At 64.3% G+C, this 26,300-nt stretch carries 24 protein-coding genes; 16 read left to right on the top strand and 8 right to left on the bottom strand.

Going from position 1 to position 26,300, the window contains the following annotated elements:
• Positions 1 to 157: 157 nt before the first annotated feature.
• The 5 genes from N5B55_RS21165 to N5B55_RS21145 form a co-directional block, all read right to left on the bottom strand.
• On the bottom strand, positions 158 to 1,366 hold the full coding sequence (locus N5B55_RS21165) for a porin (RefSeq protein ID WP_304539955.1): 1,209 nt from the start codon (positions 1,364 to 1,366) through the stop codon (positions 158 to 160).
• A 60-nt stretch (positions 1,367 to 1,426) separates the two neighbouring features.
• Entirely contained in the window at positions 1,427 to 2,779 is a 1,353-nt protein-coding gene (locus tag N5B55_RS21160) for a TRAP transporter large permease (RefSeq protein ID WP_116576250.1), read from the bottom strand.
• A 6-nt stretch (positions 2,780 to 2,785) separates the two neighbouring features.
• Complete coding sequence (locus N5B55_RS21155) at positions 2,786 to 3,274, bottom strand: TRAP transporter small permease (protein WP_304539954.1); 489 nt, start codon at positions 3,272 to 3,274, stop codon at positions 2,786 to 2,788.
• A 138-nt stretch (positions 3,275 to 3,412) separates the two neighbouring features.
• The gene (locus N5B55_RS21150; RefSeq protein WP_304539953.1) at positions 3,413 to 4,405 is read right to left on the bottom strand and encodes a TRAP transporter substrate-binding protein; all 993 of its coding nucleotides are present in this window, start codon (positions 4,403 to 4,405) and stop codon (positions 3,413 to 3,415) included.
• 76 nt (positions 4,406 to 4,481) lie between these two features.
• Positions 4,482 to 6,497, bottom strand: coding sequence for a glycoside hydrolase family 28 protein (locus N5B55_RS21145; RefSeq protein ID WP_304539952.1), 2,016 nt, complete (start codon positions 6,495 to 6,497; stop codon positions 4,482 to 4,484).
• Positions 6,498 to 6,910: 413 nt separating this feature from the next.
• Between N5B55_RS21145 and N5B55_RS21140 the strand changes: the two genes are divergently transcribed.
• The 7 genes from N5B55_RS21140 (at position 6,911) to N5B55_RS21110 (ending at position 13,922) form a co-directional block, all read left to right on the top strand.
• Positions 6,911 to 7,897: a MerR family transcriptional regulator gene (locus tag N5B55_RS21140; protein WP_154207620.1), complete on the top strand. Its 987-nt coding sequence runs from the start codon at positions 6,911 to 6,913 to the stop codon at positions 7,895 to 7,897.
• A gap of 100 nt (positions 7,898 to 7,997) precedes the next feature.
• Positions 7,998 to 8,726: a GTP cyclohydrolase I gene (gene folE / locus N5B55_RS21135; protein WP_065855459.1), complete on the top strand. Its 729-nt coding sequence runs from the start codon at positions 7,998 to 8,000 to the stop codon at positions 8,724 to 8,726.
• A 28-nt stretch (positions 8,727 to 8,754) separates the two neighbouring features.
• Positions 8,755 to 10,050 (top strand): NAD(P)/FAD-dependent oxidoreductase, encoded by a 1,296-nt coding sequence (locus N5B55_RS21130; RefSeq protein ID WP_304539951.1) that lies wholly within the window; start codon positions 8,755 to 8,757, stop codon positions 10,048 to 10,050.
• The gene (locus tag N5B55_RS21125) at positions 10,047 to 10,814 is read left to right on the top strand and encodes a DUF1365 domain-containing protein (RefSeq protein WP_065855456.1); all 768 of its coding nucleotides are present in this window, start codon (positions 10,047 to 10,049) and stop codon (positions 10,812 to 10,814) included. Before N5B55_RS21130 ends, N5B55_RS21125 begins: the two co-directional genes overlap by 4 nt.
• Positions 10,811 to 12,010, top strand: coding sequence for an SAM-dependent methyltransferase (locus N5B55_RS21120; RefSeq protein ID WP_154207623.1), 1,200 nt, complete (start codon positions 10,811 to 10,813; stop codon positions 12,008 to 12,010). The genes N5B55_RS21125 and N5B55_RS21120 overlap by 4 nt, the downstream gene beginning before the upstream one ends.
• A 2-nt stretch (positions 12,011 to 12,012) precedes the next feature.
• A complete protein-coding gene (locus tag N5B55_RS21115) occupies positions 12,013 to 12,789 on the top strand; it encodes a DUF1295 domain-containing protein (protein WP_304539950.1) in 777 nt (258 codons plus the stop codon).
• Between the two features lie 32 nt (positions 12,790 to 12,821).
• Complete coding sequence (locus N5B55_RS21110) at positions 12,822 to 13,922, top strand: SAM-dependent methyltransferase (protein ID WP_304539949.1); 1,101 nt, start codon at positions 12,822 to 12,824, stop codon at positions 13,920 to 13,922.
• Between the two features lie 24 nt (positions 13,923 to 13,946).
• Here N5B55_RS21110 and N5B55_RS21105 read toward each other — a convergent pair whose 3' ends face one another.
• Entirely contained in the window at positions 13,947 to 14,477 is a 531-nt protein-coding gene (locus N5B55_RS21105) for a DUF2878 domain-containing protein (protein ID WP_304539948.1), read from the bottom strand.
• On the opposite strand from N5B55_RS21105, the gene N5B55_RS21100 reads away from it, so the two are divergent.
• Positions 14,466 to 15,098, top strand: coding sequence for a lipocalin family protein (locus N5B55_RS21100; RefSeq protein WP_154207627.1), 633 nt, complete (start codon positions 14,466 to 14,468; stop codon positions 15,096 to 15,098). The two genes, N5B55_RS21105 and N5B55_RS21100, sit on opposite strands and share 12 nt — an antisense overlap.
• Positions 15,099 to 15,109: 11 nt before the next feature.
• Here the strand turns inward: N5B55_RS21100 and N5B55_RS21095 are convergent, their stop codons facing one another.
• Positions 15,110 to 15,589, bottom strand: a complete 480-nt coding sequence (locus N5B55_RS21095; protein ID WP_304541772.1) for a chalcone isomerase family protein — start codon at positions 15,587 to 15,589, stop codon at positions 15,110 to 15,112.
• A gap of 347 nt (positions 15,590 to 15,936) precedes the next feature.
• On the opposite strand from N5B55_RS21095, the gene N5B55_RS21090 reads away from it, so the two are divergent.
• The 3 genes from N5B55_RS21090 (at position 15,937) to N5B55_RS21080 (ending at position 19,183) form a co-directional block, all read left to right on the top strand.
• Positions 15,937 to 16,575 (top strand): lipocalin family protein, encoded by a 639-nt coding sequence (locus N5B55_RS21090; protein ID WP_369812457.1) that lies wholly within the window; start codon positions 15,937 to 15,939, stop codon positions 16,573 to 16,575.
• 83 nt (positions 16,576 to 16,658) lie between these two features.
• Positions 16,659 to 18,200, top strand: a complete 1,542-nt coding sequence (locus N5B55_RS21085; protein WP_304539947.1) for a cryptochrome/photolyase family protein — start codon at positions 16,659 to 16,661, stop codon at positions 18,198 to 18,200.
• A gap of 50 nt (positions 18,201 to 18,250) precedes the next feature.
• A complete protein-coding gene (locus N5B55_RS21080) occupies positions 18,251 to 19,183 on the top strand; it encodes a TIGR01777 family oxidoreductase (protein ID WP_304539946.1) in 933 nt (310 codons plus the stop codon).
• A 75-nt stretch (positions 19,184 to 19,258) separates the two neighbouring features.
• On the opposite strand, the gene N5B55_RS21075 is transcribed toward N5B55_RS21080, so the two are convergent.
• The gene (locus N5B55_RS21075; RefSeq protein WP_154207630.1) at positions 19,259 to 19,918 is read right to left on the bottom strand and encodes a carbonic anhydrase; all 660 of its coding nucleotides are present in this window, start codon (positions 19,916 to 19,918) and stop codon (positions 19,259 to 19,261) included.
• 412 nt (positions 19,919 to 20,330) lie between these two features.
• On the opposite strand from N5B55_RS21075, the gene N5B55_RS21070 reads away from it, so the two are divergent.
• The 5 genes from N5B55_RS21070 to N5B55_RS21050 all read left to right on the top strand — a co-directional run bounded on the left by N5B55_RS21070 (position 20,331) and on the right by N5B55_RS21050 (position 25,927).
• Entirely contained in the window at positions 20,331 to 21,191 is an 861-nt protein-coding gene (locus N5B55_RS21070) for an alpha/beta hydrolase (RefSeq protein WP_304539945.1), read from the top strand.
• A 184-nt stretch (positions 21,192 to 21,375) separates the two neighbouring features.
• A complete protein-coding gene (locus tag N5B55_RS21065; RefSeq protein ID WP_304539944.1) occupies positions 21,376 to 22,926 on the top strand; it encodes a cryptochrome/deoxyribodipyrimidine photo-lyase family protein in 1,551 nt (516 codons plus the stop codon).
• Positions 22,927 to 22,935: 9 nt separating this feature from the next.
• Entirely contained in the window at positions 22,936 to 23,100 is a 165-nt protein-coding gene (locus N5B55_RS21060) for a DUF2256 domain-containing protein (RefSeq protein WP_304539943.1), read from the top strand.
• On the top strand, positions 23,097 to 24,398 hold the full coding sequence (locus N5B55_RS21055; protein WP_304539942.1) for a DASH family cryptochrome: 1,302 nt from the start codon (positions 23,097 to 23,099) through the stop codon (positions 24,396 to 24,398). The genes N5B55_RS21060 and N5B55_RS21055 overlap by 4 nt, the downstream gene beginning before the upstream one ends.
• Positions 24,399 to 24,547: 149 nt before the next feature.
• Positions 24,548 to 25,927, top strand: coding sequence for a sensor domain-containing diguanylate cyclase (locus tag N5B55_RS21050; RefSeq protein WP_304539941.1), 1,380 nt, complete (start codon positions 24,548 to 24,550; stop codon positions 25,925 to 25,927).
• Positions 25,928 to 26,300: the final 373 nt, after the last annotated feature.

Genomic DNA, 26,300 nt, shown 5'->3' with positions numbered 1-26,300 from the left:
GAGAGGATGGGATTGCAACGGCGGTGCCTGGGATTGTCGATGCGGTCACAGGCCAAAGGCGGCGCGGGCATCATGATAGCGGCAAAGTCCGCGCGCTTGAACTGAGGCGAACCCGGCACAGCATCGAAGCCGACACCGTGCCGGGCGCGTCAATCGGTCAGAACCGGTGAATCATGCCCACAGCCACCGCCAACTGCGACCCCGTTGCCGAAGGTGCGCCGTTCTGGCCGTCGCCGATCGACGCCGTGGCATCGATGATGCTGCCGGTGGGCGAGATCGTCTTACCCTTTGCCTTCTGATACGCCTCCAGAACGTACAGGCCCGTGCGCTTCGAGAGGCTGTAGTACTGCGACAGGTTGAACTGGTGATACGTCGCTGCATCGGCAATGCCGTTGGCCTTGGTGGCGCGCGTATACGAATAGCCCGCAGCCAGGTCGAGCGTCGGCGTGGCCTTGTAGTGCAGCACTGCGCCGCCGGTATTGAAGATCGCCTGGCTGGCGAACTTGGAGTTCACGCCCGGGATGTACTGCACGTTGGTATACGACACCGACACGTCCCATGCCGGCGAGAAGGTGTAAGAACCCAACACGGCAAAGCGCTGTTGCGCAGCCGCCAGCTGGTAGCCCGCATTGATGGCGGACACGGCAGGTTCGCTGCCGCCGTTGGACAGCGATGAGTTCGCGCCCCATGCACCGCCGCCCACCGTCGAGTTGTTCACGCGCATGAAACCCGCGCCCACGCCGACCGGGCCATTGGCGTAGCGCGCAGCAAAGCTCCAGGTCGAGCCGTTGCCCGCGCTGCCCGGCGTTTCGCCCAGGCCGTACGAGCCGCTGAAGGTCACGCCGCCCAGCGTGGGCGAGGTGTAAACCACCGAGTTGTTGACGCGGTAGTTGGTGTCGAGGGAGTCGATATCGCCTGGGTGCGCGCCGTAGAAGCCGGTCAGCCAGGTGATCGGGCTGTACGGGGCGAGGATCGAAAAATACGCCGTGTACTGACGGCCCAGCGTGACGGTGCCCAGGTCGCGGTTGGCCAGCCCCACGAAGGCCTGGCGGTTGAACATCAGCCCCGAGACCGATTGGGAGCCCGTGTCGCCGTTAAAGCCTTCTTCGAGCACGAACTGCGCGCTGTTGCCGCCGCCCAGCTCTTCGTTGCCCTTGAAGCCGAAGCGGCTGCCCGACCAGATGCCGCTGTTCTGCTTGACGACCGAGTGGCCGTTCGATGTCGAGCCGACCGAGGTCTGGTTGCTCTGGTACCCGATCGACACGTCGATGTTGCCGTACAGCGTGACGCTGCTCTGCGCGTACGCCGATCCGGTCACGCCCCCCGTGAGCGCGATCGCTGCTGCGATTGCTAATTGGCGCTTCATGACGACTCCTTCCTTGATGTCGCAGCCGTGGCTGCATGTTGGTTATTCGTTGGGACGGCCTCAGAACACCGGGTGTCCGTTGATCACGCTCGGCAGCCAGGTCGAGAAGAACGGCATGTAGGTCACCACGTTGATGGCGGTGAAGATGGCGAGGTAGTAGGGCCACGCGATCTTGGTGGTCTCGCCGATCGAGACCTCACCGATGGCGCAGCCGACAAACTGCACCGAGCCGATGGGCGGATGCACCAGCCCCAGCGAGCAGTTGAGCAGGAGCATGATCCCGAACTGCACCGGGCCGACGCCGCAATGCATGGCCATGGGCAGGAACAGGGGCGTGGTGATCAGGATGTGCGCCGCCATGTCGACGAACGTGCCCAGGAACACCTGCAGGATATTGATGTAGAGCAGCATCAGCCACGGTGCGGCGCTGGTCTGCGTGAGCATCTGCTCGATGGCGTCCGGGATCTCGAGGTAGGCCATCTGAAAGCGCAGCATGTTCGATACGGCAATCAGCAACAGCACCACGCCCGTGGTCTTGGCGGCATGGGCCAGGGCGCGGCGGAACTTGGTCCACGTCATGGAGCGATAGACCAGCACCGTGAGGCACAGGGAATACGCAACCGCGATGGCGGCGGCTTCGGTGGCGGTGGCAATACCCATGGCCACGCACACCAGGATCAGCGCGATCACCATCAGGCCCGGTACCGCGCCCACAAAGGCGCGTGCAACGGCAAGCCAGCCGGGAAAGGGCGGCAGCTCGGTCGAGCCGTCGGCACGGCGCGGGAATCCGTAGCGCTTCGCTTGCCAGTAGGCGGCAATCAGCACGAAGCCCATGACCCACAGCACCGGCAGCAGCCCCGAGAACAGCAGGTCGCCAATCGACACGCCGCTTACCTGCTGGCCGTTGAGCGAGCCCACGATGCCCTGCGCCGCAAAGGCGTAGATGATCATGTTGGTGGAGGTCGGCATGAGCGCGCCGGCCAGCGAGGCATGCGTGGTCACGTTCACGGCGTAGGCTGCGCTGTAACCTTCGCGCTTCATCAGCGGAATCACCACGCCGCCCATGGCGGACGTGTCTGCGGTGGGCGAGCCCGAGACGCCGCCGAACAGCGTGCAGGCCACCACGTTTGCCATGCCCAGGCCACCGCGGAAGTGCCCCACCAGCGATTGCGCGAAGCGCAGGATGCGGTCTGCAATGCCGCCGTGCAGCATCAGCTCGCCCGACAGGATGAAGAACGGCACGGCCAGGAACGAGAATGCGTTCATGCCGGAGATCATCGACTGCATGGCGGTGGCCGCCGGCAGACCTTCGTGCAGATACGTCAGCACGCATGACAGGCCGAGCGCGAACGACACCGGTACGCCCAGCATGAGAAACGCCAGAAAACTGACGGAGAGAATGGCGAGGTCCATGGTGACTTAACGTGCGTCTTGCGCGAACAGCCCGATCAGGCGTTCGAGGGCGAACAGGGCGATGGCGACACTCGCCACGATGGGAATCCAATAACGAACCGCTTCCGGCAGCCCGAGGATGGGGATGCGGTCTCCGAACGTGGTTTCGGCCATGTCGAAGCAGCCGATGAAGATCACCACGGCAAAGGCGATCAGGCACAGCTTCTGCAGCAAGTGCGCGGCGCGCTTGCCGCCTGCGGGAAGTCGTTCAACAAAGGAGTCCAGGCCGATATGGCCGCCTTCGCGCACCTTGAGCGCGGCCCCGAACATGGCGATGGCCACCACCATGAGCAGGGCGATGGGTTCAACAAAATCCGGCGCGTTGTTGAAGACGTAGCGCATCACCACGCCGTAGAAGACGAGCACGGTCAGCGTGGCCAGGCATAGCGCCGCCACGAGCGTGAGCACGAGCGCAAACGCATCGTTGATGCGTTTGAGTAAAGACATCGATTGCATGCTGAACCTGGAAGGGGAACGCGGTATCGGAGGTGGGCAGGCGGAGGCCGGTTCCTGCAACGACGTACATCGGCCGCCTGCCCGGCGCGGAGCCCACGGGATGGGCGCAGGCCCCGCGCTTGAGGGGAGGATGCAGGCTTACTTGGTCGCCACGATCGCGTTGACGATGTCCTTCATCTGCGGCGTGGTTTCGTACTTCGTCCAGAGGGGCTGCATGGCCTTGACGAAGGCGGCACGGTCTACCTGCGAAGCCGGCACGATGGTGGCGTTGCCCTTGGTCACGGTTGCCGTGGCGGCCTGCTCGCGAGCGGTCCACAGCTTGACGTAGTACGGCACGGAGTCGGCGGCAGCCTTGCGGATGGCGGCTTGCTCCTGCGGCGTGAGCGTGTCCCAAATCTTTTTGGAGAAGACGAGCACTTCCGGCGTCATCGCATGCTGCGTTTCGGAGTAGATCTGCGCGACTTCAAAGTGCTTGGTTTCCTCATACGACGGGATGTTGTTTTCCGCCGCATCCACCAGGCCCGTCTTCAGGCCGGTGTAGACCTCGCTGAACGGCATCGGCGTGGGTGTGCCCCCCATGGCCTTGATCTCGTCCACCATCAGGTCCGACGGCTGCACCCGGATCTTCACGCCCTTCATGTCGGCCGGCGTATGGATGGCCTTTTTGGCGTAGATCGAGCGTGCACCGCTCTCGTAGAACGTCAGCGCGATGAAGCCCTTGGCGGCAAATGCATCGAGAATCTTCTGGCCGACCGGGCCGTACATCACCTTGCGGAAGTGCTCGATATCGCGGAACAGGAACGGCAACGAGGGGATGACCGACTCCGGGACGATCTCGTTGAAGGCAGCGCCGTTGGCACGCACCATGTCGATCGCACCGATGCGCACCTGATCGATGGTGTCTTTCTCTGACCCCAGCGCGCTGTTGCCGAAGACCTTGACGGAATCCTTGCCGTCGGTGGCCTTCTTGATTTCCTCGCCCATGAACTTGACGGCCATGTTGGTCGGATAGGTGTCGCCATGCACGTCGGCGACACGGAAGGTGCGCGCCTGCGCTGCGCCGCTTGCGAAGGCGGACAGCAGCGCAGCGAACAGCAGGGACGTACGAGCGATTGTGGTAGAGCGTTTCATGGATGTGTTGGCTGCAAGTTCGAAGTGAAGAGGCGCTGGCCGGCGGAGCCAGCCGAGCGCAACGGATGCCGATCGCTCAGCGGGCGTCGGTCACGGTGGTGTTGAAGGTCTGTCCTGCGATCACCACGTTCTGCAGGGTGATGTCGTGCACGTTGTAGGCGTAGAGCGGCCCCGGCGTGGTGGCGCTTGCCGGGCCTGCTGCGGTGGGTGTGCCGAAGTTGCAGTTCGCGATCGTCACGCCGGTGATTGGCGGAATGGCGGGCACGGGCAGCGGGCCGTTGTAGTCGAACGCCACCGGGCCCTGCGCAACGATGGCCTGGAAGCACGAGCCCGTCAGGCCGCCGGTGGTGACATTGCCGGCGGTCACGTTGGAGATGTTCACGTTCTGCACCAGGGCCGGCCGCGTGCGGATGGCGTCGGCAGCGGGCTGGTAATCGCAGTCGAACGTGATGATCCCGCCTTGGGATGCCGACGGGTTTGCCGCGTTGGTCGTCACCACGCCCAGGGGCACCGTGCCGTTGATCGGGCTGCCTGCGAGCATCTTGCTGCCGTAGCCGGCGCCTGTGAGATTGACGCCGTTGGGCAGGCTGACGTTGGTCACATAGAAGTTCTTCACGAACCCGCCGCGGTTCATGTTGGTCTTGATGCGGATGGCGATGTTCAGCGAGTTTGTTGCCCAGAACTGATTGAGCATCGCCAGATTGCGCGCATAGATGTTCTGCACGCCGCCGCCCATCTCGCTGCCCAGCGTGATGCCGCCGTGGCCGCTGTTCATCGTGCAGTTCTGGATGACGTGGTCTTGCGCCGGGCCGTAGCCGGTGTCGAGATTCTTGCCCGACTTGATGGCGATGCAGTCGTCGCCCGTGTTGAACGTGACGTTTTCACACAGCACGTTGCTGCAGGCGTCGGGATCGAAGCCGTCGTTGTTCGGGCCGATGCTGTCGACCGTCACGCCACGGATCACCACGTTCGTGCAGTGCACCGGATGGTGTTGCCAGAAGGGCGTGTTGACCGTGCGGTAGTTTTCCATCAGCACGTTGGTGCAGCCAATGAACTCCACCATGCAGGGGCGCAGGTAATGCCCGAGCCCGAAGATGCGCTTCTCGACCGGAACGCCGGCTTCGGACAGCGCCGGCAGATAGTTCTGGTCTTGCTGCCACGGCGTCGCAGGATTGGTGAGCTGTGCGTACAGCGCGCTCGGAATGCCGGGCGCAGCGGTCTGCAAGTCGACGTTGTTCGGGTTGCTGTAAGCCTGCGACGGCGTGCTCGGGCTTGCGCAACCATAGGCGCCGTTGGTGCCTTTGAAGGTCCACCAGCACGTGCTGGTGTTGCCCGTTCCGGCAAACGGCGTCATGGCTTGGCCGTTGAGCACCGAAGTCGCGCCTTCGCCCGTCAATGCGATGTTGCTAGCGTTGCGTGCGTAGATGGGCGAGCCGAAATTCAGGCAATCGTCGGCTTGCCAGCGGCTGTAATAAAGCTTGCCGTTGGTGCCGCAGTCGATGGGGCCATCCTTGGCGTAATCGGCCGGATTGGCGCTGAAGTAAATCGTGCAGTTGGCGCTGAGGTGAAAGTTGACGTTGCTCTGCAGGACGATTGGCCCGGCGCAATACCACGTGCCCGAAGGCACCACCACGCGCCCGCCGCCTGCTGCGCTGCAAGCTGCAATGGCTGCCAGAAACGCGGGGCGCGAATCGAATGCACCGGGTGCCTGCGTTGCGCCGGCGCCTGAACTGACGGGCGACTTGGTCGGATCGGTGTAGGGGCTCGTCTGCGCGACAACGCTGCAGGGCTGCGCGCCATACGCCTCGACCTGGAAATCCACGGCCGGGAATGCACTCTGCGCCACGCTCTTCAGCGAAGAAATGATGGTGGTGGCCAGCCCGCTCGGGCCCCAGATCGGATCTGCCTGCACGGGGGCCGTGGGCGTGGTGGCAACCGGTGCCGCGGCGTTGTCGGAACCGCCGCCACAGGCGCTCACGAGCGCCCCGCCGACCACGGCACCGCCGTAGCTCAGAAAGGCGCGCCGGGATGGATTGTCCGGGGTGCGGGCATTGAAGGCCGGCCGCCGCCGGTGATGGAAGGGCGCTGTCATGGGTCTCCTCGTCGGTGTTTTTCTCTGACGTGTCGCCCAGGCCGGAAGCTGCTGAACCGGTGCACGCCTTTTGATATATCAGAATTTATGGATTGATATATTAGAGGTCAAGGGTGGGTTTTCCCGATCCCCACCTCAGGATTACGTGGGCGGCGAGGGCTTCTTCAGCAGTCTTGTGGAGATGCGGATGGTCGGCGCGCCGCTCCGAGCAGCCAGTGAATAACAACTAAGCGCTACGGCCGTTGGGGTACGGCATAAGGGGGGATCTCGGCAATGGAAAGCTATGCGCAACGGGCTCACACCGGAATCGCGACTCAATCCCGACTCATGTGCGACCGAAAAGCGCGTTTTGCGCTTCATTTCATTGACGATGTCAGCGGCACAGCGTTTCATGTCAGCAAAGCAGCTCTTGCATGGAGACGCACGTGCCACACGAAGACAACGCGGCGCCAATGTACCGAAGCGGAACCGCCGCCCGCATGGCCAAGATGCCTGTGTCCACCCTACGGGTGTGGGAGCAGCGCTATGGCGTGATTTCGCCGGCCAAATCCGAGTCTGGTCAGCGCTTGTATTCGAGCGAGGACGTCAAGCGCCTCGTGCTGCTGCGTTCCCTGGTCAATCAGGGGCACGCGATTGGCGCCATTGCGCATGCCGACAGCGCCGAACTCCAGCAGTTGCTGGAGACCTCCGCGGCAGCTGAAACGCCGGTGCCTGCACCATCCAGCACCGCCATTTCGCTCGCCGTCTGTGGGACCGTGCTGGCGGAGCGTGTCCGGCGCAGGAAGGCCACGCTGGCGTCGCTCGGGATCGAGCCGGTCATCGCGCTGCCCGCCCTCGACGGCGAGGCACCGCTCGAGCAGCTGCCCCACGCAGATGCGCTGATCGTGGAGGCCGCGTCCCTGCATCCGGAGACGGCGGAAGCACTTCTGGCAGCAGCGCGCCGGTCCGGCGCCAGCGCCGTGGGCGTGATCTACAGCTTCGGCACCGTTCGCGCCACCGACATGCTGCGCGCGGCCGGCGTGCGGCTGTATCGGGAACCCAATGCGCATGGAGAACTGGACCAGGTGCTGCAAGAACTGGCACAGCTCGTCCGCGTCGACGCGGTCTACGGAAAGCTCGAACCGCTGCGGCGCAATGCCCGCCGGTTTTCAGACCGCCAGCTGGAAATTTTCGCAAACGCATCGCAGACGATTGCCTGCGAGTGCCCACGGCATCTTGTCGGGCTGATCCGCCAGCTCGACGCATTCGAGCGTTTCAGCGACGGCTGCGCGGTGCGGTCGGCGCTCGATGAACAACTGCACCGCCATCTAGGGGACGTCGCCAACCGCGCGCGGCTGATGCTCGAAGACGCGATGGAATTCGCCATCCGGGCCGAGACGCTGAATCCACCTGCGGGTTAGCTGCGTATAGGAGCGTATGCGTCCCATCCACCTCGCTCGCCAGCTCGCCTGAGGCGGCATGGGCGGTGGGAGCACCGCCGAATTTTCGGAGGCAACTTCAATGAAACTGACTTTGGATCCGCCCGGGTTTGCCGGGGCGGCTGGCAGCGTGCCGCTCTCTGTCCGGATTCGGGAGCGGTTGATGAGCGCCGGCCACCGCTTTCACGCCAATGACAACATTGCCGCCTACCTGCGCGACGGCGAGCTCGACCTGCTCCAGGCCGAGGTCGAGGAGCGCCTGCAGGGCGTGCTGCGCGCGCTGGTCATCGACGTGGAGCAAGACCACAACAGTCGGGAGACGGCGCGCCGCGTCGCCAAGATGTTCGTGCGCGAGGTATTTGCCGGGCGCTATGTCGACGCCCCCGAAGTGACTGCATTTCCGAATGCAGAGCGGCTCAACGAACTCATGGTGGTGGGGCCGTTGCGCGTGCGCAGTGCCTGCTCACACCACCTGTGCCCGGTCATGGGGCGTGCATGGGTGGGTGTCATGCCGAACAAGGACTCCCAGTTGATCGGACTGTCCAAGTACGCCCGGCTGATCGATTGGGTCATGAGCCGCCCGCAGATCCAGGAAGAAGCCATCAAGCAGATTGCCGATCTGCTGGAAGACCGCATGGCGCCCGACGGCCTGGCGGTCGTGCTGGAAGCCGAGCACTACTGCATGCACTGGCGCGGCACGAAGGACGACGAGTCGCGCATGGTGAGCAGCGTGATGCGCGGCGTGTTTCTGTCCGATCCCAGCCTGCGGCGCGAGTTTCTTGCGCTGCTGCCCGGCCGTAACGGCGGATGAGCACCGAGCCACCCCTAGAGACATCGCCTTGAACATTCTTCAGTTTCCTGCAAAGCGCATCGCCGTGGTCGGCTCCGGCATATCGGGGCTGGCGGCCGCGCATTTTCTTGCGAAGCGGCACGCCATGACGCTGTTCGAGGCGGCCCCCCGGCTGGGCGGACATACGAATACCGTCGACATCGAGGAGGGCGGCCAGGTGTTCGGCGTGGACACCGGCTTTCTCGTGTTCAACGCGCGCACGTATCCGAACCTGATTGCGCTGTTTGACGAGCTTGGCGTGGCGCATTGCGAGAGCGACATGTCGTTCAGCGTGTCGGTTGACGGTGGGGCCCTGGAGTGGGCCGGCACCAGCCTCAGCACGGTCTTTGCGCAGCCGCGCAATCTCGTGTCGGCGAGGTTCCTGTCGATGCTGAGCGACATTCTTCGCTTTAACCGCCAGGCGCACGCCAACCTGGCTGCGGCGCGCGCCGAACGCCAAAGCCTGGGCGCGCTGCTGGCGGCTGGCCGCTATGGTGAGCCGTTCTGTGCGCACTATCTGCTGCCGATGGCCGCCGCAATCTGGTCCACGCCCAGCCGCGACATCCTGTCGTTCCCCGCCGAAACGTTCCTGCGGTTTTGCTTGAACCATGGTTTGCTACAGGTCTTCAACCGCCCCCGTTGGCGCACCGTCAAGGGTGGCGCGCGGAGCTACGTGCGCGCCATTGCGAGCCGGCTGGCCGATGTGCGTGTCGGCACGCCGGTGCGAGGCATCCGCCGGGCAGAGACCTATGTCGATATCCGCACGGATTCGGGAAGCGAGCGATACGACGCCGTGGTGCTGGCCACGCACGCCCCGCAGACCCTGCGTCTGCTCGACGACGCCACGGACGACGAGCGCGCCGTGCTGGGCGTATTCCGCTATCAGCCCAATACGGCATTCCTGCACCGCGATACACGCCTGTTGCCGCGTCGGCGACGCGTGTGGTCGGCGTGGAACTATCTGGATGCGCCGCATGCCGGCACGACAGCGGGCGCACCGTGCGTCAGCTACCTGCTGAACCAGTTGCAACCGCTGCCGGTGTCGACGCCCGTGGTGGTCACGCTCAACCCGTCAGCGCCACCCGCGCCCGAGCTGGAGTATCAGCGGTTCGAGTACGAGCATCCGGTGTTCGATCAACCGGCCATCGACGCGCAGGCTCGCCTGCCGGCATTGCAAGGTCGCAGTCGCACCTGGTTTGCGGGTGCCTGGACCGGCTACGGCTTCCATGAGGACGGGCTGAAGTCTGCACTGCGCGTGGTGGCGGATTTTGGCTGCGCTCCGGCCTGGGCAAAGGTGGCGCCATGAACGGTGACGCGCAGCTTCTGGTCGGCCAGGTCATGCACCGCCGCCTGCGGCCGGTGGCGCATCGCTTCGTCTACCCGGTGTTTGCCGTGCGCGTGAAGCTCTCGGCACTGGGGCGCCTGACGGGCACGTGGTTTGGCGTGGACTGCTGGCGGCCGCTGTCTTTGCGCATGCGCGACTACGGCCCGCGAGACGGTTCTGACCTGCTCGCCTGGATACGTAGCATGCTGAGCAGCGCGGGCCTGCCTGCCGATGGCGAGGTCTGGCTGCAGACCTTTCCGCGCATTGCCGGCTGGATGTTCAACCCTGTCTCGTTCTGGTACTGCCACGACGCAGCCGGCACGCTGCGCGCCGTTTTGGCCGAGGTCAACAACACCTTCGGCCAGCACCATCAGTACCTGCTCTGTGCGCAGGACGGCGGGGCCATCGATGCGCACACCCTGCTGACGTGCCGCAAGCAACTGCATGTGTCGCCCTTCTGCAGGGTCGAGGGCGGTTACCGGTTCCGTTTTGCCGAGACCGCGGCAACGGCGCTGGTGCGTATTGACTATCACGACCGAGAGGGCGCCTTGCTGCACACCGCCATCGGTGGCCGGCTCCAGCCTTTCGACGCCGCACACCTGCGACGCGCGCTGTTGCGGCAGCCGCTGCTTGCGCTGCAAGTCATTGGTCGCATCCATTGGCAGGCCCTGCGCCTGTGGCTCAAGGGCGTGCCGTTCTTTGGCCGCAATGCCCACGACAGAACTTCTCCGGAGAATTCCCGATGACAGCCTCGCGCTCCCTCTCCTGGGTGCCGCCTCATGTTCCTGCGGCCGGCCGGCTGTTCCTGGCATTGGCCGGCCGGTTGCGGCACGGCTTCCTTCACCTTGTCACGCCCGATGGCGATGTGCAGATCGGTGATGCCGCGTCGCCGCTGGTGGCGGACCTGCGCATTACCGACTGGCGTGCATGCGGGCGCATCCTGCGCAGCGGTGACGTGGGTTTTGCGGAGGCATACCGAGACGGATGGGTCGACTCGGCCAACCTCACCAACCTGCTGCGGCTGGCCATCGTCAATGCCGCCACGCTCGACCAGGCGATCTTCGGGCATGCGCTGGCGCGCTCCGTCCTTCGGATCCGCCATCTGCTCCGCCGGAACAGCCGTCGCGGCAGTCGCCGCAATATCCACTTGCATTACGACCTCGGCAACGATTTCTACCGGCTGTGGCTGGACGAGGGCATGGCGTATTCGTCTGCGTGGTTCAACGGCAATCTGCGGCACGGGCTTGCGGAAGCGCAAACCGCCAAATACCGGCGCGTGTGCGATCTGCTGAGGGTAGAGCCAGGCATGGACGTGCTGGAAATCGGCTGCGGATGGGGCGGCCTGATGGAGATGGCCTGCGCGCGCGGTGCGCATGTGCACGGCATCACGCTCTCGGAAGAACAGCGCCGCTACACGGCAGAGCGCCTGGCCGACGAGCCCCGGGCGCGCGTTGAACTGCGCGACTATCGGGACCTGGACGGCGCATACGACGCCATCGCCTCCATCGAGATGTTCGAGGCGGTGGGCGAGGCTTACTGGCCAAGCTACTTCCGGACGCTGGTGCGCTGTCTGCGGCATGGCGGCCGCGCCCTGGTGCAGAGCATCACCATCGACGAGGCGCATTTCGAGCGCTACCGCGCCGGCACCGATTTCATCCAGCAGTTCATCTTCCCCGGCGGCATGCTGCCCAGCCGCGAGCGCTTCATCAAGCTGGCGGAGCAGCATGGCTTGCGTGTGGTCGACCGCCTCGACTTCGGCCGCGACTACGCAGAGACCCTGCGTCGGTGGAACCAGCGTTTCGAGGCCCGGCTCGATGCTGTGCGGGCACTCGGATTCGACGAGCCCTTCATCCGCATCTGGCGCCTGTATTTCGCCTATTGCGAGGCCGGCTTTGACGAGGGCCGGATCGGCGTGTCGCAGTTTCTGCTGGAGCGGGGGTGACCATGCCTGCGATCGGGGTCGCGCTCGTCGCGCTGGTATTCCTGGTGGCGGTGTTCAGTGCCGTGTGGGCGTGGCAGTTGCGCACCGAGAATGCCGGCATGGTCGATCCGGTCTGGGCATTCTCCCTGGGCGCGGTTGCATTGCTGTACGCCGGGTTGGGCACGGGCTCGTTGCCTGCACGCTTGCTGGTCGGTGCGGGTGGCGCGGTGTGGGGCGTGCGCCTGGGCTGGCACTTGTGGCAGCGCAATGCCGGCAAGCCGGAAGACGCGCGCTACCGCAAGTTGCGCCAGGAGTGGGGCGCAGCCGCACCCCGAAACATGTTCGGCTTCTTCCAGGTGCAGGCGGCGGTATCGATGTTTCTGTCGATCGCGTTTGCCGTGCCGAGCTACCGCCCCGATCCACCAGGCGCGTTTGCCGTGGCGATTGCAATTGCGCTGTGGCTGATTGCGGTGGCCGGCGAGGCCCTGGCGGACCGGCAACTGCGCAGCTTTGCGGCGGACCCGGCCAACCGCGGCAAGACCTGCCGGGCGGGGCTGTGGCGCTATTCGCGGCATCCCAATTATTTCTTTGAATGCGTGCACTGGCTGGCCTACGTGCCGCTGGCGCTCGGCACGCCGTGGGCATGGCTGACGCTGTTGCCGCCGGTGGCCATGGCGTGGCTGCTCATCAAGGTCTCGGGCGTTCCCATGCTTGAAGCCCACATGCGCGCAACGCGAGACGACTACGCCGAATACGCCCGCACAACGAGCGTGCTGATCCCATGGCCCCCGCGCCACTGACGTACCCACGTACAGATTCCAAGGAGCTTTTCATGACTGTGCTGTCCACGCCGACCCTACCGCCGCAAGCTGCGGCCGACGCCAGTGACAGCTGGCTCATCCAGTGCTGTGAGCGCGGATGGCTGCCGGATGGGCTGGTGCGCGCGGGCATGCGCGCCCTCATGCGCCAACGCTTGCGAGACGAGGGTCTTCACGATGGCGAACTGCGCGCACGGCGCTTCAACGCGTTGCTGGATGAGCTGCACGCCAGCCCCATCGCCATTGAGACCGACGCGGCCAACACACAGCACTATGAGCTGCCGCCCGCATTCTTCGAGGCCCATCTGGGACCGCAGTTGAAGTACTCCTGCGCCCTGTACCCGAACGGCAGCGAAACGCTGGCCGAAGCCGAAGAGGCGATGTTTGCGTGCTACGCCGAGCGTGCCAGCCTGGCCGATGGGCAGTGCATTCTGGACCTCGGATGCGGTTGGGGTTCGTTGTCGCTATGGATGGCCAAGCGCTATCCCAACGCGCGCATCGTGGCGTTGTCGAATTCGCGCGGTCAGCGCAGCTGGATCGAGGCCCGGGCCGCCGAGCGCGGATTGACGAACCTCACCGTGCACACGGGAAACATTGTCGATTTCGATTTTGCAGAGATGCCCAAGGGTGGCCTCTTCGACCGGGTCGTGTCGATCGAGATGTTCGAGCACATGAAGAACTACGGCCTGCTGCTGGGCAAGATCGCACGCTGGATGCGACCGGATGCGGTGCTATTTGTGCACATCTTCGCGCATCGCACGCTGGCGTATCACTTTCAGGTGCAGGACGGCACCGACTGGATGTCGAAGTACTTCTTTACCGGCGGCACGATGCCATCGGAGGCGTTGCTGCTGGAGTTCCAGGACGATCTGCGCGTGGCGCGCCACTGGTGGGTCAGTGGCATGCACTACGCGCGCACCGCCGATCATTGGCTGGCCAATCTTGACGCTGCGCGCGGCCGGTTGATGCCTGTATTCGTGCAGACCTATGGCGAGCAGCAGGCGGCCGTGTGGTTCCAGCGGTGGCGCATGTTCTATCTGGCGGTGTCGACCTTGTTCGGTTATGCCGGCGGCAACGAGTGGGGCGTGGCGCACTACCGCTTCGTCAAGCGCTAACGGATGGTAGAGCGCCGGCGGTAGTCAGGGCGGAATGGCTGTTCCGTCGCTGCGCGCACCCATCCAAACCAGGAGCGGCATCCATAGCGCCCAACCGACGGCCAACGCGCCCAGCGTGGCGGGCAGGTCGGAAATGTGTGCCGCCCCAAGCGCCGCTCCCGCACGGAACGACAGCGGGCCGGCAATGGCGCCGAGCACCATCGCCAGCCACCACCTGCCGCGCAGCCAACGAAAGAGGACATTCACTTGGATCGCGAACAGCACCCACAGCGCCAGCAGCCAGGGCGGCACGATGCCGGGCCACATGGTCCCATGCGGATAGACGATCAGCCCACCTCGTATCAGGAGCGTCTCCCACGGCGCCGCGAGTACCACGACCGACACCACCAGCCGCCATTCCAGGGACGGCTGGCGGGCTTGCCGCAGATGAAGCGCCAGCAGTGCCGCGACAAAGACGATGCCGACCCACGCGGCATCGCGCGCGGCGCTCAGCACGCAAACAAACCAGCCGGCTTGGCCGGCCACCGCATAGAGGAGAGCACGATGAGAACGCATCAAAGAGGCCACCGTTGGCTTACCCTGTCAGGTTGGGCGCAGGGCCTGGCTGCAGTGGCGCTGGCGCTTGCCAGCGCTGCCTGTTCCGGCCCGCCGCCGAATCCCAACCCGCGGGCCGCCGTGCCGCTCAAGACCGTACCGGTTGATTTGCCCCGCTACATGGGCCGCTGGTATGTCATTGCCAACATTCCGTACTTTGGCGAGCGCGGCAATGTCGGCAGCTACGCCGAATGGTCCCTGCGGCCCGATGGCCGTATTGACGATGCCTACGTCTACCGGCCGGGCAGCTTCGATGCGCCGTTCAAACGCATGCAGTTTGTCGATTCGGTGGTGGACGGCAGTGGCGGCGGCGAATGGCGCGTGCGGCTGTTCTGGCCCATCTACGTCTCGCAACTGACGCTGTACGTCGACCCGGAATACCGCGTGACGCTGCTCGGCTACCCGGACAAGAGCCTGGGCTGGGTGTTTTCGCGCGACCCCGACATGAGCGATGCCGACTATCGCGCGGCGCTGAGCCGGTTCGACGAGATGGGCTACGACATTTCGCGTTTCCGGCGTGTGCCCCAGGTGCCGGCCCAGATCGGGAAGCCGGGCTTCCAGTCGCCGGGAGATGCCAACTAGCCGTGCCCGCATCAACGTGACTTGCCCAGGAGGTGACGTCGCAGGGACGGAGCGCGCGTGCCGGGCGCCAGCCAGATATCGAAGAAGGCACGCGCGAAGACGGGATCGTTCACCTCGGTCGTCAGCTGTCCATTGGCGTAGAAGCGTGCACCGCGTCCGGGCAGATACACGCCGCACAAGGTGTCGCCTGGCTTGACGTCGGGAAAGGCGGGCGCCATCGCACGCTGCCATTGCGCGAGGGTGTCATCCGAAGGAACAGGTGCCTGCAGCCTGCGGATCTCGTCGATGGCGGTTTCGATGAGCCGGTTGCGCTCAATCGCGCGCCGATACGTCACCTCCAAGGCAAAGGGCGCGTCATAGCTGGGCGGGAGCTCTGCGCTCCAGAGCTGCGCATCGTAGAGGCAGAATCCGAACAGGCACAGCGCACCCTTGCCGGAGAGTTGCAGTGCGGGCACGGCGTCGCGGCAATCGGCCCGCGCTCCACCAGCCACGAGCATGCACAAAAGGAATACCAGGGATCGGACGGCGTGAACGCATTGGGTAGGCATATCGCAATGGCGTACGTACAGGGGGTTCAGGCGAACAATAAACCGCTTCCAAAGTCTACTGACGGAGCGCGTAACGCGGAAATGCAGGCACGAAATTTTCTTGATGCAAAACCTGCTCACGGTCGACTCTGTTCGCAAACACCGTGATTCCGCTGTTTTGGATCGGCATATCGACTCAAAGCGTGTTCATTGGCGGAAATGAATCGCGTCTTCTGCTGCATACCGTTGACGCGCTGCGTAGCGCGGCGTTTCATGTCGCTGGGTGCGGCATTCACTCTAAGGGGTTTTGGATGGTTGATGCATTGACACCTGCATTTCAATGCGTGAAGCGCGCAGGGCTGCATGGCTTGAGCGTGTCGAAGCGGATCGGCGTCGTCCGGCGTGCGCGCTTGCAATGGCTGGCAGCGGTGCTCGCCGGGGCGACGCTTCTGGCGGGCTGTATGCCAACGAGCCCGCCCGAAGGCATCACGGCCGTCACGCCGTTCGATCTTCAGCGCTACCAGGGGCGCTGGTACGAGCAGGCCCGGCTTGATCACTCGTTCGAGCGAGGTTTGACCGATGTGTCCGCGACCTATCAGCCGCAACCCGACGGCAGCGTCCGTGTGGTCAACCGTGGCTATGACCCCGCGAAGGGCGAATGGCGCGAGGCGATCGGCAAAGCGCTGTTCGTGGGCGACCACGATACCGGTTCATTGAAGGTGTCCTTCTTCGGCCCGTTCTACGGCGGGTATCACGTGGCCGCGCTGGACCCCGGTTACCGCTGGGCCCTTGTTGTCGGGCCTGATCGCAGCTACTGCTGGGTGCTGACACGAGACAAGCAACTTGACCCCGCGCAGCGACAGGCGATCTTTGCGCGAGCGCGCTCGCTCGGTATTGATACGTCCGCGCTGATTGCCGTGACACATCAGCGGCAGGACCCGACTCAGTAGCGGCGAGGGTACATGCACCACATCAAGGGCGAGAGCGAAGTCGAGTCGCAAGACCGTTGCGCCTTGTTCCGGCGAGCAATGACATGAATCAGCGTGCCAAGACCCTCCGGCTGGTGCTGGGCGACCAACTCAACCCGCAGCATTCCTGGTTTGCGCATGTGGATCATGACGTGGTCTACGTGCTGATGGAGGTGCGGCAAGAAACCGACTACGTGCTGCACCACGCGCAGAAGATTCTCGCCATCTTCGCGGCCATGCGCGACTTCGCAAACGTGTTGCGATCGGCCGGCCACCGCGTGCGCTATGTCGCCATCGACGATGAGAGCAACCGCCAGTCCCTGACGGAGAATCTCACCGCACTGGCCCGGCACTACGGCGCCGAGCGGGTCGAATGGCAGTCCCCGGACGAGTGGCGCGTGGATGCGCAGCTGCGCGACTGGGCCGAAACGCAGTCGCTTTCCACAGGCGAAGTCGACACCGAGCATTTCCTGACGGGCAGGCATGATCTGGCTGCCATGTTCGAAGGTCGCAAGCAGTGGCTCATGGAGCGTTTCTATCGCGAGATGCGCCACCGCTTTTCTGTGCTGCTGGACGACACGGGCGCGCCGGAAGGCGGCCAATGGAATTTCGATCATGACAATCGCAAGCCTTGGCGTGGCTCGCCCCCCGAGCCCGCCGACGCGCGCCCGGTGCATGACCATCGCGAGTTGTGGGAGACGGTTCAACGCAGCGGTGTGAAGTCCTTCGGAGAGCCGCAGGCAGGGGAATTCCGGTGGCCGGTCAATCGCACAGAAGCGCTGACTTGCCTGGAGGCATTTGCCGAGCATGTGCTGCCGTACTTCGGCGATTTTGAAGACGCCATGAGCAGCGGTCACCAGCGGCTGTTCCACTCGCTGCTGTCCTTTGCCCTCAACGTGAAGATGCTGAACCCGCGTGAGGTGATCAATCGCGCAGAGGCAGCGTATCGACACGGCAGGGCGCCGTTGCCCGCCGTGGAAGGGTTCATCCGCCAGATCCTGGGCTGGCGCGAATATGTTCGCGGCATCTACTGGGCGCACATGCCCGGATACGCGTCCTGCAACGTGTTGAATCACGAGGCGCCCCTGCCATCTTGGTTCTGGAGCGGAAAGACCCAGATGCGCTGCCTGCAGCTCGCCATCGGGCAGTCGTTGCAAACGGCACACGCCCATCACATTCAGCGCCTCATGGTGATCGGCAACTTCGCCTTGCTGGCAGGGCTCGCACCCGGCGACGTGCACCGCTGGTACCTCGGCGTTTACATCGACGCGTTCGAATGGGTGGAGTTGCCGAACACGGTCGGGATGAGCCAATGGGCAGACGGCGGCCGCATTGCGACCAAGCCGTATGTCAGCAGTGCCGCATACCTTTCCCGCATGAGCGATTACTGCAAGGGCTGCCACTACGACAGCAAGCAGCGTGTCGGTGAGCGCGCATGCCCTTACAACGCGTTGTACTGGGATTTTTTCGCGCGCCACAGCGAGGTGTTCGGCCGCAACCCGCGCCTAGCCATGGTGTATCGGCAACTCGCCAAGATGGAAGCGCACGAGCGTGATGCCCTACACGCGCGTGCCGCCGAAGTGCGCGCCAAACTGGAGGCGTTATGACGGATGCGACGGCAGGCAGCGCTCTACCGCGATCAGGAGGTCAACAGATCTTGCGCATCCTGTTGACGGGAGGCACCGGCTTGATCGGGCGGGCGCTTTGCCGCCATTGGCAGGCGCAGGGGCACGATCTGGTGGTCTGGAGCCGTACGCCCGAGCGCGTGGCTCGGCTGTGTGCCGGTGCACGCGGCGTGGCGACGCTGCGCGAACTGGAGGGTGCCCCGCCGTTCGATGCGGTCATCAATCTGGCCGGAGCACCGATTGCCGATCGCCCGTGGACTGCTCAGCGGCGGCGAGTTCTATGGCGCAGCCGCGTCGACCTCACCCGCGAACTCGTTGAGTGGCTCGGCCGTTGCGAGCGGCCCCCTCGCGTGCTCGTTTCCGGTTCGGCCACTGGCTGGTATGGCGATCGAGGGCAGGAGCCCCTTGATGAAGACAGCCGCTCTGGCAAGGACGACTTTGGCAGTCAGCTCTGCGTCGCGTGGGAGACGGAAGCCCAGCGTGCGGAGGCGCTCGGCATGCGTGTCGTGTTACTGCGCACGGCACCCGTGCTGGCGACGGACGGCGGTATGTTGCCGAAGCTGCGTCTGCCGTTCAGCATGGGCCTGGGTGGTCGGCTCGGCAGCGGCCGTCAATGGATGCCGTGGGTCCATCTTGACGACATGGTCGGTCTGATCGATTTTCTTTTGCACCACGTCGATTGCCGGGGCGCCTTCAATGCGTGCGCGCCTGACCTCGTCAGGAACGCGGACTTTGCCAGCACGCTGGCGGCGACCTTGCGCAGACCGATGCTCTTCTCGATTCCGGCCTGGGTATTGCGAATGGCGCTGGGCGAAATGTCGGTGTTGCTGCTGGGCAGTCAGCACCTGCAACCGCGGCGGGCCTTGGAGGCCGGCTATCGGTTTCGCTTTCCGTATCTGGAGGAGGCTTTGGAAAGACTGCTGGAGAGTGAGGCGCATCCGGTCACCCGGCGCCCCGCAGAATGACCTCGAGCGGCGGGAGTTGCACCCGCCGCGCGTAGCCCGTTGGTGACCGGTGCCTTCAGGCGCCGGTCACCCTGGTCAACCCTGCCGCTGGCTGCGGGACGCGACGGCCACGGTGGTGGGCGATTCAGCAAGCGGCACAAAGCTGCGCGTTGCGCCATCCAGCGCGTCGATGCTGCCGGTCTCGATGTCATACACCCAGCCATGCAGGTTCAAGCGGCCCTGCTCAAGCGCCAGCGCCACCGATGGGTGTGTGCGCAGGTTGGCCAACTGTGCGATCACGTTTTCGCGAACCAGGCCGTCCAGCTTGGCGCGGGGCGAATCGAACGTATGCGCCGCGTTGATGACCTTGGCGGCGTCGGAATGGCGCAGCCAGTTCGCCACGGCCGGCAGGTGGTCAAGACAGGTGCAGCGCGAGATGGCGCCCATCGCGCCGCAGTCGGAGTGGCCGCAGATCACGATGTCCTGCACGCCCAGCACTGCGACGGCATATTCGACCGTCGCCGAAACACCGCCCGGCTCGGGGCCATACGAGGGCACGATATTGCCCGCGTTGCGGATCACAAACAGCTCGCCCGGTTCGCGTTGCGTAAGCAGCTCCGGAACGACGCGGCTGTCCGAGCACGTGACAAACAGTGCCTTCGGGCTTTGTGATGTCGCAAGTTGTTTGAAAAGCTCTACCCGTTGCGGATAGATGTCGCGCTGAAAGCGCAGGAAACCGTCAATGATGTCGCGCATGGCGTTTTTCCCGTTGAGTAGTCAGATGCCCGCGCGGTCGTTCAGGACCAATGCGCCGGCACGGCCGCTATTGTCGTCGATATCGAACGGAAGAAGAACGGGTCCATACACATTGCAGGGGCATGCTAGTGAGGACTTCTCCACTCCGGCGCGGCGCCCATTCCGGTGTGGGGCAGGCGCCGACGATGGTGCGGGCGGGCACCCTACGCCATCCCATGCCGATGGGTCATGCAGTCTGCCAATGCCTTCACGGGCGCACATCCAACCGCCGAAAACGCACGTATATCGTCGAACGTCTTGCCTTGACCTGAAACTGTATGCGCCTCGATTTGATCCGTCTCTCATCGACCCTGAGCGGTATTGACCGCCATCTGAGCGTTCACCCGGCGTTGCTGCCGCATGGAGGCTGTCGATGCCCGGTGTGACGCGTCGAGCATGGATGGCGACCGCCTTGGCGAGCCTCGCAGGCTGTTCGGCACTGGACGTTCTGAACGCCGTGTCTGCCTCGAGCGCAAGTGTGCCGACACTGGGCTTGCCTTACGGCGAACACCCGCGGCAAAGACTGGACGTCTACCGGCCTGTTCGCCCAATGGAGGGGCCGCCGCGTGCGGTTGTCTTCTTCTACGGCGGATCGTGGCGAGATGGCGACCGCAAAGACTATGCGTTCGTTGGCGAGGCGTTGGCCGCGGCGGGAGCCATCGCAATGGTGGCCGACTACAGGCTGTATCCGGAGGTGCGCTACCCGGACTTCCTGCTCGACTGCGCAGCTGCCACGGCTTTCGCAAGGCGGTGGCTGGAGGGGCAGGGCTACGCCGGCGCGCACCTTTTCGTGGCCGGGCACAGCGCAGGCGCCTATAACGCGGCGATGCTCGCAACCGACAGCCGCTGGCTCGCCGCACAGGGGTTGCGCATTGAAACACTGTCAGGCTGGATCGGCATGGCCGGCCCTTACAACTTCCTGCCGATTCAAGCGGCCGACGTGCGCCCGGTGTTCAACCATCCGAATGAAACAGCGGACAGCCAGCCGTTCTTCCACGTGAGCCAGGGGTGGTTGCCCCCGGCGTTGCTGCTCACAGGCGAGCACGATGCATATGTAGATGTCCTTCGAAATACGCTATTGCTTGCCGAACGCCTGACCGCGTATCGGCACGCCGTGGAACTCAAGGTCTACCCGGGGCTGGACCACAAAACACTCGTGGCCGCACTGGCCCCGCCGTTGCAATTTCTCGGGCCTGTGCTCTCGGATGTGACGCGCTTCGTGGCCAACGCCTGAGCGCGATTCGGCGCAGCGCGTTGCCAAACCGAGGAACGTGTCTTCCCCGCCGTCGCGGGCGATTTGAGTCTCGAATGCGTTGGAAATTCATGCTTGGCCAGCGCGGTGGATCGTTCATTGCGGGAGCCGGCGTCCTTATACTCAAACGGCGCGATCGAGCCGCGCTGCAAGCCGCCGAAGACCCATGAGCTACACCGTTGTCTGGTTCAAGCGCGACCTGCGGGTGCACGACCATGCTCCGCTTGTCCACGCTGCCCGCCAGGGAAAAGTCTTGTGTTTGTACGTCATCGAGCCAAGCCTGTGGGCGCAGCCGGACGCCGCATCACAGCACTATCTCTTTATCCAGGAATGCCTGCACGACCTTGCGCAGCAGCTGCGCGCATGCGGCGCACGGTTGCAAGTGGCCGTGGGCGAAGTGACGGAGGTGCTCGGGCGGCTTCATGCGGCAGCGCCGTTCAGTCGCCTGGTGTCTCATGAGGAAACCGGCAACGGTCATACGTTCGCGCGCGACAAGGCCGTTGCTGGCTGGTGCCGCCATCACGCCGTGACTTGGCGCGAGTGGCCCCAGCATGGCGTGGTGCGACGCTTGCAGACGCGAGACGTCTGGCACGACCGCTGGGCGGAGCATATGTACGCGCCCTGCGTGCCGGCGCCGGGGGTGGGCGCGCTTAGCGATGTCGTGCTGCCCTGGCCGGCCACGGAATGGCCCGCGTGCGAGGCGCTCGGCTTGGATGCGCAGTCGCCGCCTCGCCGCCAGCGCGGTGGACGCGCGCGGGGCACTGAGGTGTTGCACGATTTCCTGTCCGAGCGAAGCCGCAACTATCGGGGCGGCATCTCTTCGCCGTTGACGGCGCCAAGCGCTTGCTCGCGTCTGTCTCCCTACCTGGCATACGGATGCCTCGGCATGCGCGAAGTGGTGCAGGCCACCGAGCAACGCCTGCTCCAGCTCAAGGCCAGCACAGGGGACGATGCGGCGTGGCAGCGTAAGGGGCTGACTGCGTTTGTCAGCCGCCTGCATTGGCATTGCCACTTCATCCAGAAACTGGAATCTGAGCCTGCCATCGAGTTTCGCAATCTGCACCACGGCTACGACGGCCTGCGTGAATCGGCATGGAACGCCGATCACTTTGACGCCCTGGTCGCCGGTCGCACCGGCTGGCCGATGGTGGACGCCTGTGTAGCCATGCTGAGGGAAACCGGGTGGATCAACTTTCGCATGCGGGCCATGCTTGTGTCCGTGGCTTCCTACCCGCTGTGGCTGCATTGGCGGCCCGTGGGCGTTTGGCTGGCGCGGCAGTTCCTCGATTACGAGCCAGGAATTCATTGGAGCCAGATGCAGATGCAAGCCGGCACCACCGGCATTAACACCACGCGCGTCTACAACCCCATCAAGCAGGCGCAAGACCAGGACCCGCATGGCCGGTTTGTCAGGCGCTGGCTGCCGGCCCTGCGGCGCGTGCCCGATGCGTGGCTCCTGCAGCCCTGGCGCATGCCGGCCGATGTGCAGGTTCGCTGCGGCGTGCAGGTGGGCGAAGACATCCCCGTGCCGCTGGTCGATCTTGAGGTGGCAACGCGGCACGCCAAGATGCGCATCCATGCGTTGCGTGCCCGGCCGGAAGTGCACGCCGCCAATCACGCCATCGTGAAGAAACACGCTTCGCGCATGCGCCGTGATCGCGTCGACAACCCACGCGGCAGTGGGGCCACGTCTTCCCAACTCAGTTTCGACTTTTGATTCCCGCCGATGCATAAGAAGCCGAACCTGCCGAACAAGCAATGTGCGCACTGCGGCCTGCCATTTATCTGGCGAAAAAAGTGGGCACGGGATTGGGATGCGGTGAAGTACTGCTCGGAGCGTTGTCGCAGACAAGGCAGGCAGCCCAGGGCACAGCACGGAGAACCGCGTTGAACACCGTGCTGTTCTGGTTCCGTAGCGACCTGCGATTGCATGACCAGCCGGCTCTGCGTGCCGCATGCGAGAGCGGAGCCTCGCACCTCGTCCCGGTGTACTGCCATGCAGACTACGAAGCACAGACGCCTTGGGGCTTTGCGCGCGTAGGTGTGCACCGCCGGGCGGTGCTTGCGGCGGCGCTTCGGGATTTGGCCCGCCAGTTGGCCGATCTCGGCACTCGGCTGGTGGAATGCTGTGGCCCGCCGGGAAAGGTCTTGCCCGCATTGGCACGCGCCGTGGGCGCCTCGACGGTCGTCTGCGAAGACATCGCCGCGCCATACGAGCAAGCCGAAGTGGCCGAACTGCGAAGCGCGGGGCTGCAGGTGCAGACGGTCTGGCAAAGCAGCCTGATCGATCCGCTGTGTCTGCCTTGGCCTGTTCAATCGCTGCCGGCGGTCTTCACAACATTCAGGCAAGCGCTCGAACGTGCGCGGACTGCACCGTCGACGCCGCTGTCACCGCCCAACCGCCTTCCGCCATGGCCGGCGGGTGCAATTATTCCGCCGGGGCTGCGCGCGCCGGCCGACGTTGCAAACCAAACGCTGTCGACAGATCCGCGCGCGTCGTTTCCGTATGGCACACCGGAGTTTGATGGTGGCGAGACGGCGGGCCTTCGGCACCTGGCCCAATACCTGCAGCGCCAGTTGCCTCACACGTACAAGCGCACGCGCAACGCCTTGGCCGGTGTGGACTTCTCGAGCAAATGGTCGCCCTGGCTGGCCACCGGTGCGTTGTCGCCCCGACGCGTGATGTCGGAACTGCAGCGGTTCGAGCAGTCGCATGGGCAGAGCGACGGGAGCTACTGGCTATGGTTCGAGCTGCTGTGGCGAGACTATTTCCGCTTTCTGCATCTTCAGCATGGCGCTCGGCTGTACCGCGCACGCGGTCTCGCAAATGAGGTACGGCACGCGGATCGCCCAGATGTGCAGGGCTTCGAGCGCTGGCGTCGTGCATTGACCGGCGAGCCGCTCGTCGATGCCGCGATGCGCGAGCTGGAGACCACCGGCTACCTCAGCAACAGGCTCAGACAGGTGGTCGCGAGCTACCTCGTGCATGAGCTCAGAGGCGACTGGCGTGCCGGTGCAGCGTGGTTTGAGTCCCAGCTCGTCGACTACGACGTCTACAGCAATCAGGGCAATTGGCTGTATATCGCGGGGCGCGGCACGGACCCACGTGGCGGCCGGCGATTCAACGTCCGGAAACAGGCCGCTGAGTACGATCCCGATGGGTCTTATCTCCGTCTATGGGCGGCGTGACAGTGCATGGCGAGCAATGCCCTGGACCGCAAGCGCCGGCTGTGAAGGGCGGCGGCGGAAATGAGCTTCGAATCACACATGCGGCCCACCGGCTAAAGACTGCGCATGTCGCGTCGATTACTCATGACGACGCCCCGAGCTAGCACGACATGACTGAAGCAGTACAACTGGAAGGTGGACGGCCCTCACGCACCGAGATTCTCGCAGCCGCGCTGATCAGCGCCATGATTGTTGCCGTGGCTGCGATCGCCTTCCGCCACGCCCAGCGCACCTTGCCAGAGGTCAAGCCGTTTCTGCCCATGTTCCTGACGGTGGTCGTCCTGTGTGAAGGGCTGACCGGCTATCTGTTATTTCAGCGCGCCCGCCTGGCCAGAACGCCTTTTTATGGGGCGCTTGCCGGCGCCTACTTTTTTGCCGCGGCGATTGCCATTGCGCAATTGCCTACATTTCCGGGCGTATTCAGTGCCGACGGCCTGCTCGGAGCCGGCCCTCAATCCGCCGTGTGGCTATGGACCTTCTGGCATTCGGGCTATCCGGTGTTGTTGCTGCTCGCGGCGCTGGGCCGGTATTGCCATGAACACAGTCGCGCAAGCCCTCAGCTCACGCAAGTGTTGCGAGCATTGCCGTGGTTGGGACCGATTTCAGCAGCTGTCGTAGTGCCGATCTGTATCTGGGGCACCAAGTATTTACCGGCGCTCATCCAGGGTGGGACATACGTCAACCTCGTTCGCATCCTAGGTGTTCCCGTGATCGGATCGAACGTCGTTGCGCTTGCAGGCTATCTGGCGCTGACCAGACTCCGGCGCTCGGTGGATGTCTGGGTCACTGTGGCGCTTGCTGTCGGTTTGGCCGACTCGTTATTGACCCTGCATGGTGGCGCTCGTTATACGCTGGGCTGGTACGCGGCACGGCTGCTCAGCGTGGTGTCCTCGGCGGTTGTACTGTCAATGCTGATTGCAGATATCACACGGCTATATCGGGCGCTGATGGCTGCGAATCACCGGCTTGAGCGGCAGTCGTTGCTCGACGGTCTGACGCAAGTTGGCAACCGTCAAGCATTCGACAGGTGCTGGGCGGCGGAATGGAAGCGCGCGCGGCGAACAGGGCTTCCGCTGTCGGTGCTGATGATCGACATCGACCATTTCAAGCAGATCAACGACACATACGGGCATGGCAGGGGCGACGCGTGTCTTGTCGAGGTGGCTGACATCCTTTCACGCGTTGCGGGAAAGCGCCCAACCGACCTGGTGGCACGCTATGGCGGCGAAGAGTTTGTCGTTCTGTTGGCAGACACAGAGCGTTCGCGCGCCCAGGTTATCGCCGAGCAGGTGCGCCGGGCGGTGGAGCAGGCTGCGCTGCCTGCGCCCTCCGTTCACGGTGTCGTGACCGTCAGCATTGGCGTGGCTGCTTACGCGCCGTCTACCGACCGCACGCCGGTCGCGGACCCTATATCCGACGTGCTGATGCAAGCCGATATGGCGCTCTACGATGCAAAGCGCGCCGGCAGGAATGCGGTGGTGGTGCGCTAGCGCAGCGGCTGCACATTCGGACTTTCATCGCATGCTCGGCACACCCCTGCCGCAAGTCAGCCGAGCGTGAAATGCGATACATCAACGTCAACTCATGCATGGCAAAGAGGCCGCACCGCATGACGGTTGCCCGGGGCAGGGGATCATGCCGTCACGCAAATTAGCCGGCTCGTAGGGCATCAGCTCTCCGGTCGCACACGCCCACGTCATGCGCATCAGGGTAGCGATCTTGGAGAGTCCAAGACGTTTCGCCCTTATGTGCCCCCGGCCGCTTTTTTCCCTTCAATTGCAAAGCAATCTTCAGCTCCGGATAACCTCGCGTCCCGGGCAGATTGGGAAAACGATATCTAAAAATCCTCCTAAACTCCTCGCA

This window comes from Ralstonia pickettii, from assembly GCF_030582395.1.
GTDB lineage: Bacteria > Pseudomonadota > Gammaproteobacteria > Burkholderiales > Burkholderiaceae > Ralstonia > Ralstonia pickettii_D.
This window is presented reverse-complemented; position numbering and strand designations above follow the sequence as displayed.

Bases quoted from the DNA above. Each gene is read 5' to 3' on its own strand.
- N5B55_RS21165 (WP_304539955.1), bottom strand. From the start codon at position 1,366: ATGAAGCGCCAATTAGCAATCGCAGCAGCGATCGCGCTCACGGGGGGC.
- N5B55_RS21160 (WP_116576250.1), bottom strand. From the start codon at position 2,779: ATGGACCTCGCCATTCTCTCCGTCAGTTTTCTGGCGTTTCTCATGCTG.
- N5B55_RS21155 (WP_304539954.1), bottom strand. From the start codon at position 3,274: ATGCAATCGATGTCTTTACTCAAACGCATCAACGATGCGTTTGCGCTC.
- N5B55_RS21150 (WP_304539953.1), bottom strand. From the start codon at position 4,405: ATGAAACGCTCTACCACAATCGCTCGTACGTCCCTGCTGTTCGCTGCG.
- N5B55_RS21145 (WP_304539952.1), bottom strand. From the start codon at position 6,497: ATGACAGCGCCCTTCCATCACCGGCGGCGGCCGGCCTTCAATGCCCGC.
- N5B55_RS21140 (WP_154207620.1), top strand. From the start codon at position 6,911: ATGGAGACGCACGTGCCACACGAAGACAACGCGGCGCCAATGTACCGA.
- folE (WP_065855459.1), top strand. From the start codon at position 7,998: ATGAAACTGACTTTGGATCCGCCCGGGTTTGCCGGGGCGGCTGGCAGC.
- N5B55_RS21125 (WP_065855456.1), top strand. From the start codon at position 10,047: ATGAACGGTGACGCGCAGCTTCTGGTCGGCCAGGTCATGCACCGCCGC.
- N5B55_RS21120 (WP_154207623.1), top strand. From the start codon at position 10,811: ATGACAGCCTCGCGCTCCCTCTCCTGGGTGCCGCCTCATGTTCCTGCG.
- N5B55_RS21115 (WP_304539950.1), top strand. From the start codon at position 12,013: ATGCCTGCGATCGGGGTCGCGCTCGTCGCGCTGGTATTCCTGGTGGCG.
- N5B55_RS21110 (WP_304539949.1), top strand. From the start codon at position 12,822: ATGACTGTGCTGTCCACGCCGACCCTACCGCCGCAAGCTGCGGCCGAC.
- N5B55_RS21100 (WP_154207627.1), top strand. From the start codon at position 14,466: ATGAGAACGCATCAAAGAGGCCACCGTTGGCTTACCCTGTCAGGTTGG.
- N5B55_RS21105 (WP_304539948.1), bottom strand. From the start codon at position 14,477: ATGCGTTCTCATCGTGCTCTCCTCTATGCGGTGGCCGGCCAAGCCGGC.
- N5B55_RS21090 (WP_369812457.1), top strand. From the start codon at position 15,937: ATGGTTGATGCATTGACACCTGCATTTCAATGCGTGAAGCGCGCAGGG.
- N5B55_RS21085 (WP_304539947.1), top strand. From the start codon at position 16,659: ATGAATCAGCGTGCCAAGACCCTCCGGCTGGTGCTGGGCGACCAACTC.
- N5B55_RS21075 (WP_154207630.1), bottom strand. From the start codon at position 19,918: ATGCGCGACATCATTGACGGTTTCCTGCGCTTTCAGCGCGACATCTAT.
- N5B55_RS21070 (WP_304539945.1), top strand. From the start codon at position 20,331: ATGCCCGGTGTGACGCGTCGAGCATGGATGGCGACCGCCTTGGCGAGC.
- N5B55_RS21065 (WP_304539944.1), top strand. From the start codon at position 21,376: ATGAGCTACACCGTTGTCTGGTTCAAGCGCGACCTGCGGGTGCACGAC.
- N5B55_RS21060 (WP_304539943.1), top strand. From the start codon at position 22,936: ATGCATAAGAAGCCGAACCTGCCGAACAAGCAATGTGCGCACTGCGGC.
- N5B55_RS21050 (WP_304539941.1), top strand. From the start codon at position 24,548: ATGACTGAAGCAGTACAACTGGAAGGTGGACGGCCCTCACGCACCGAG.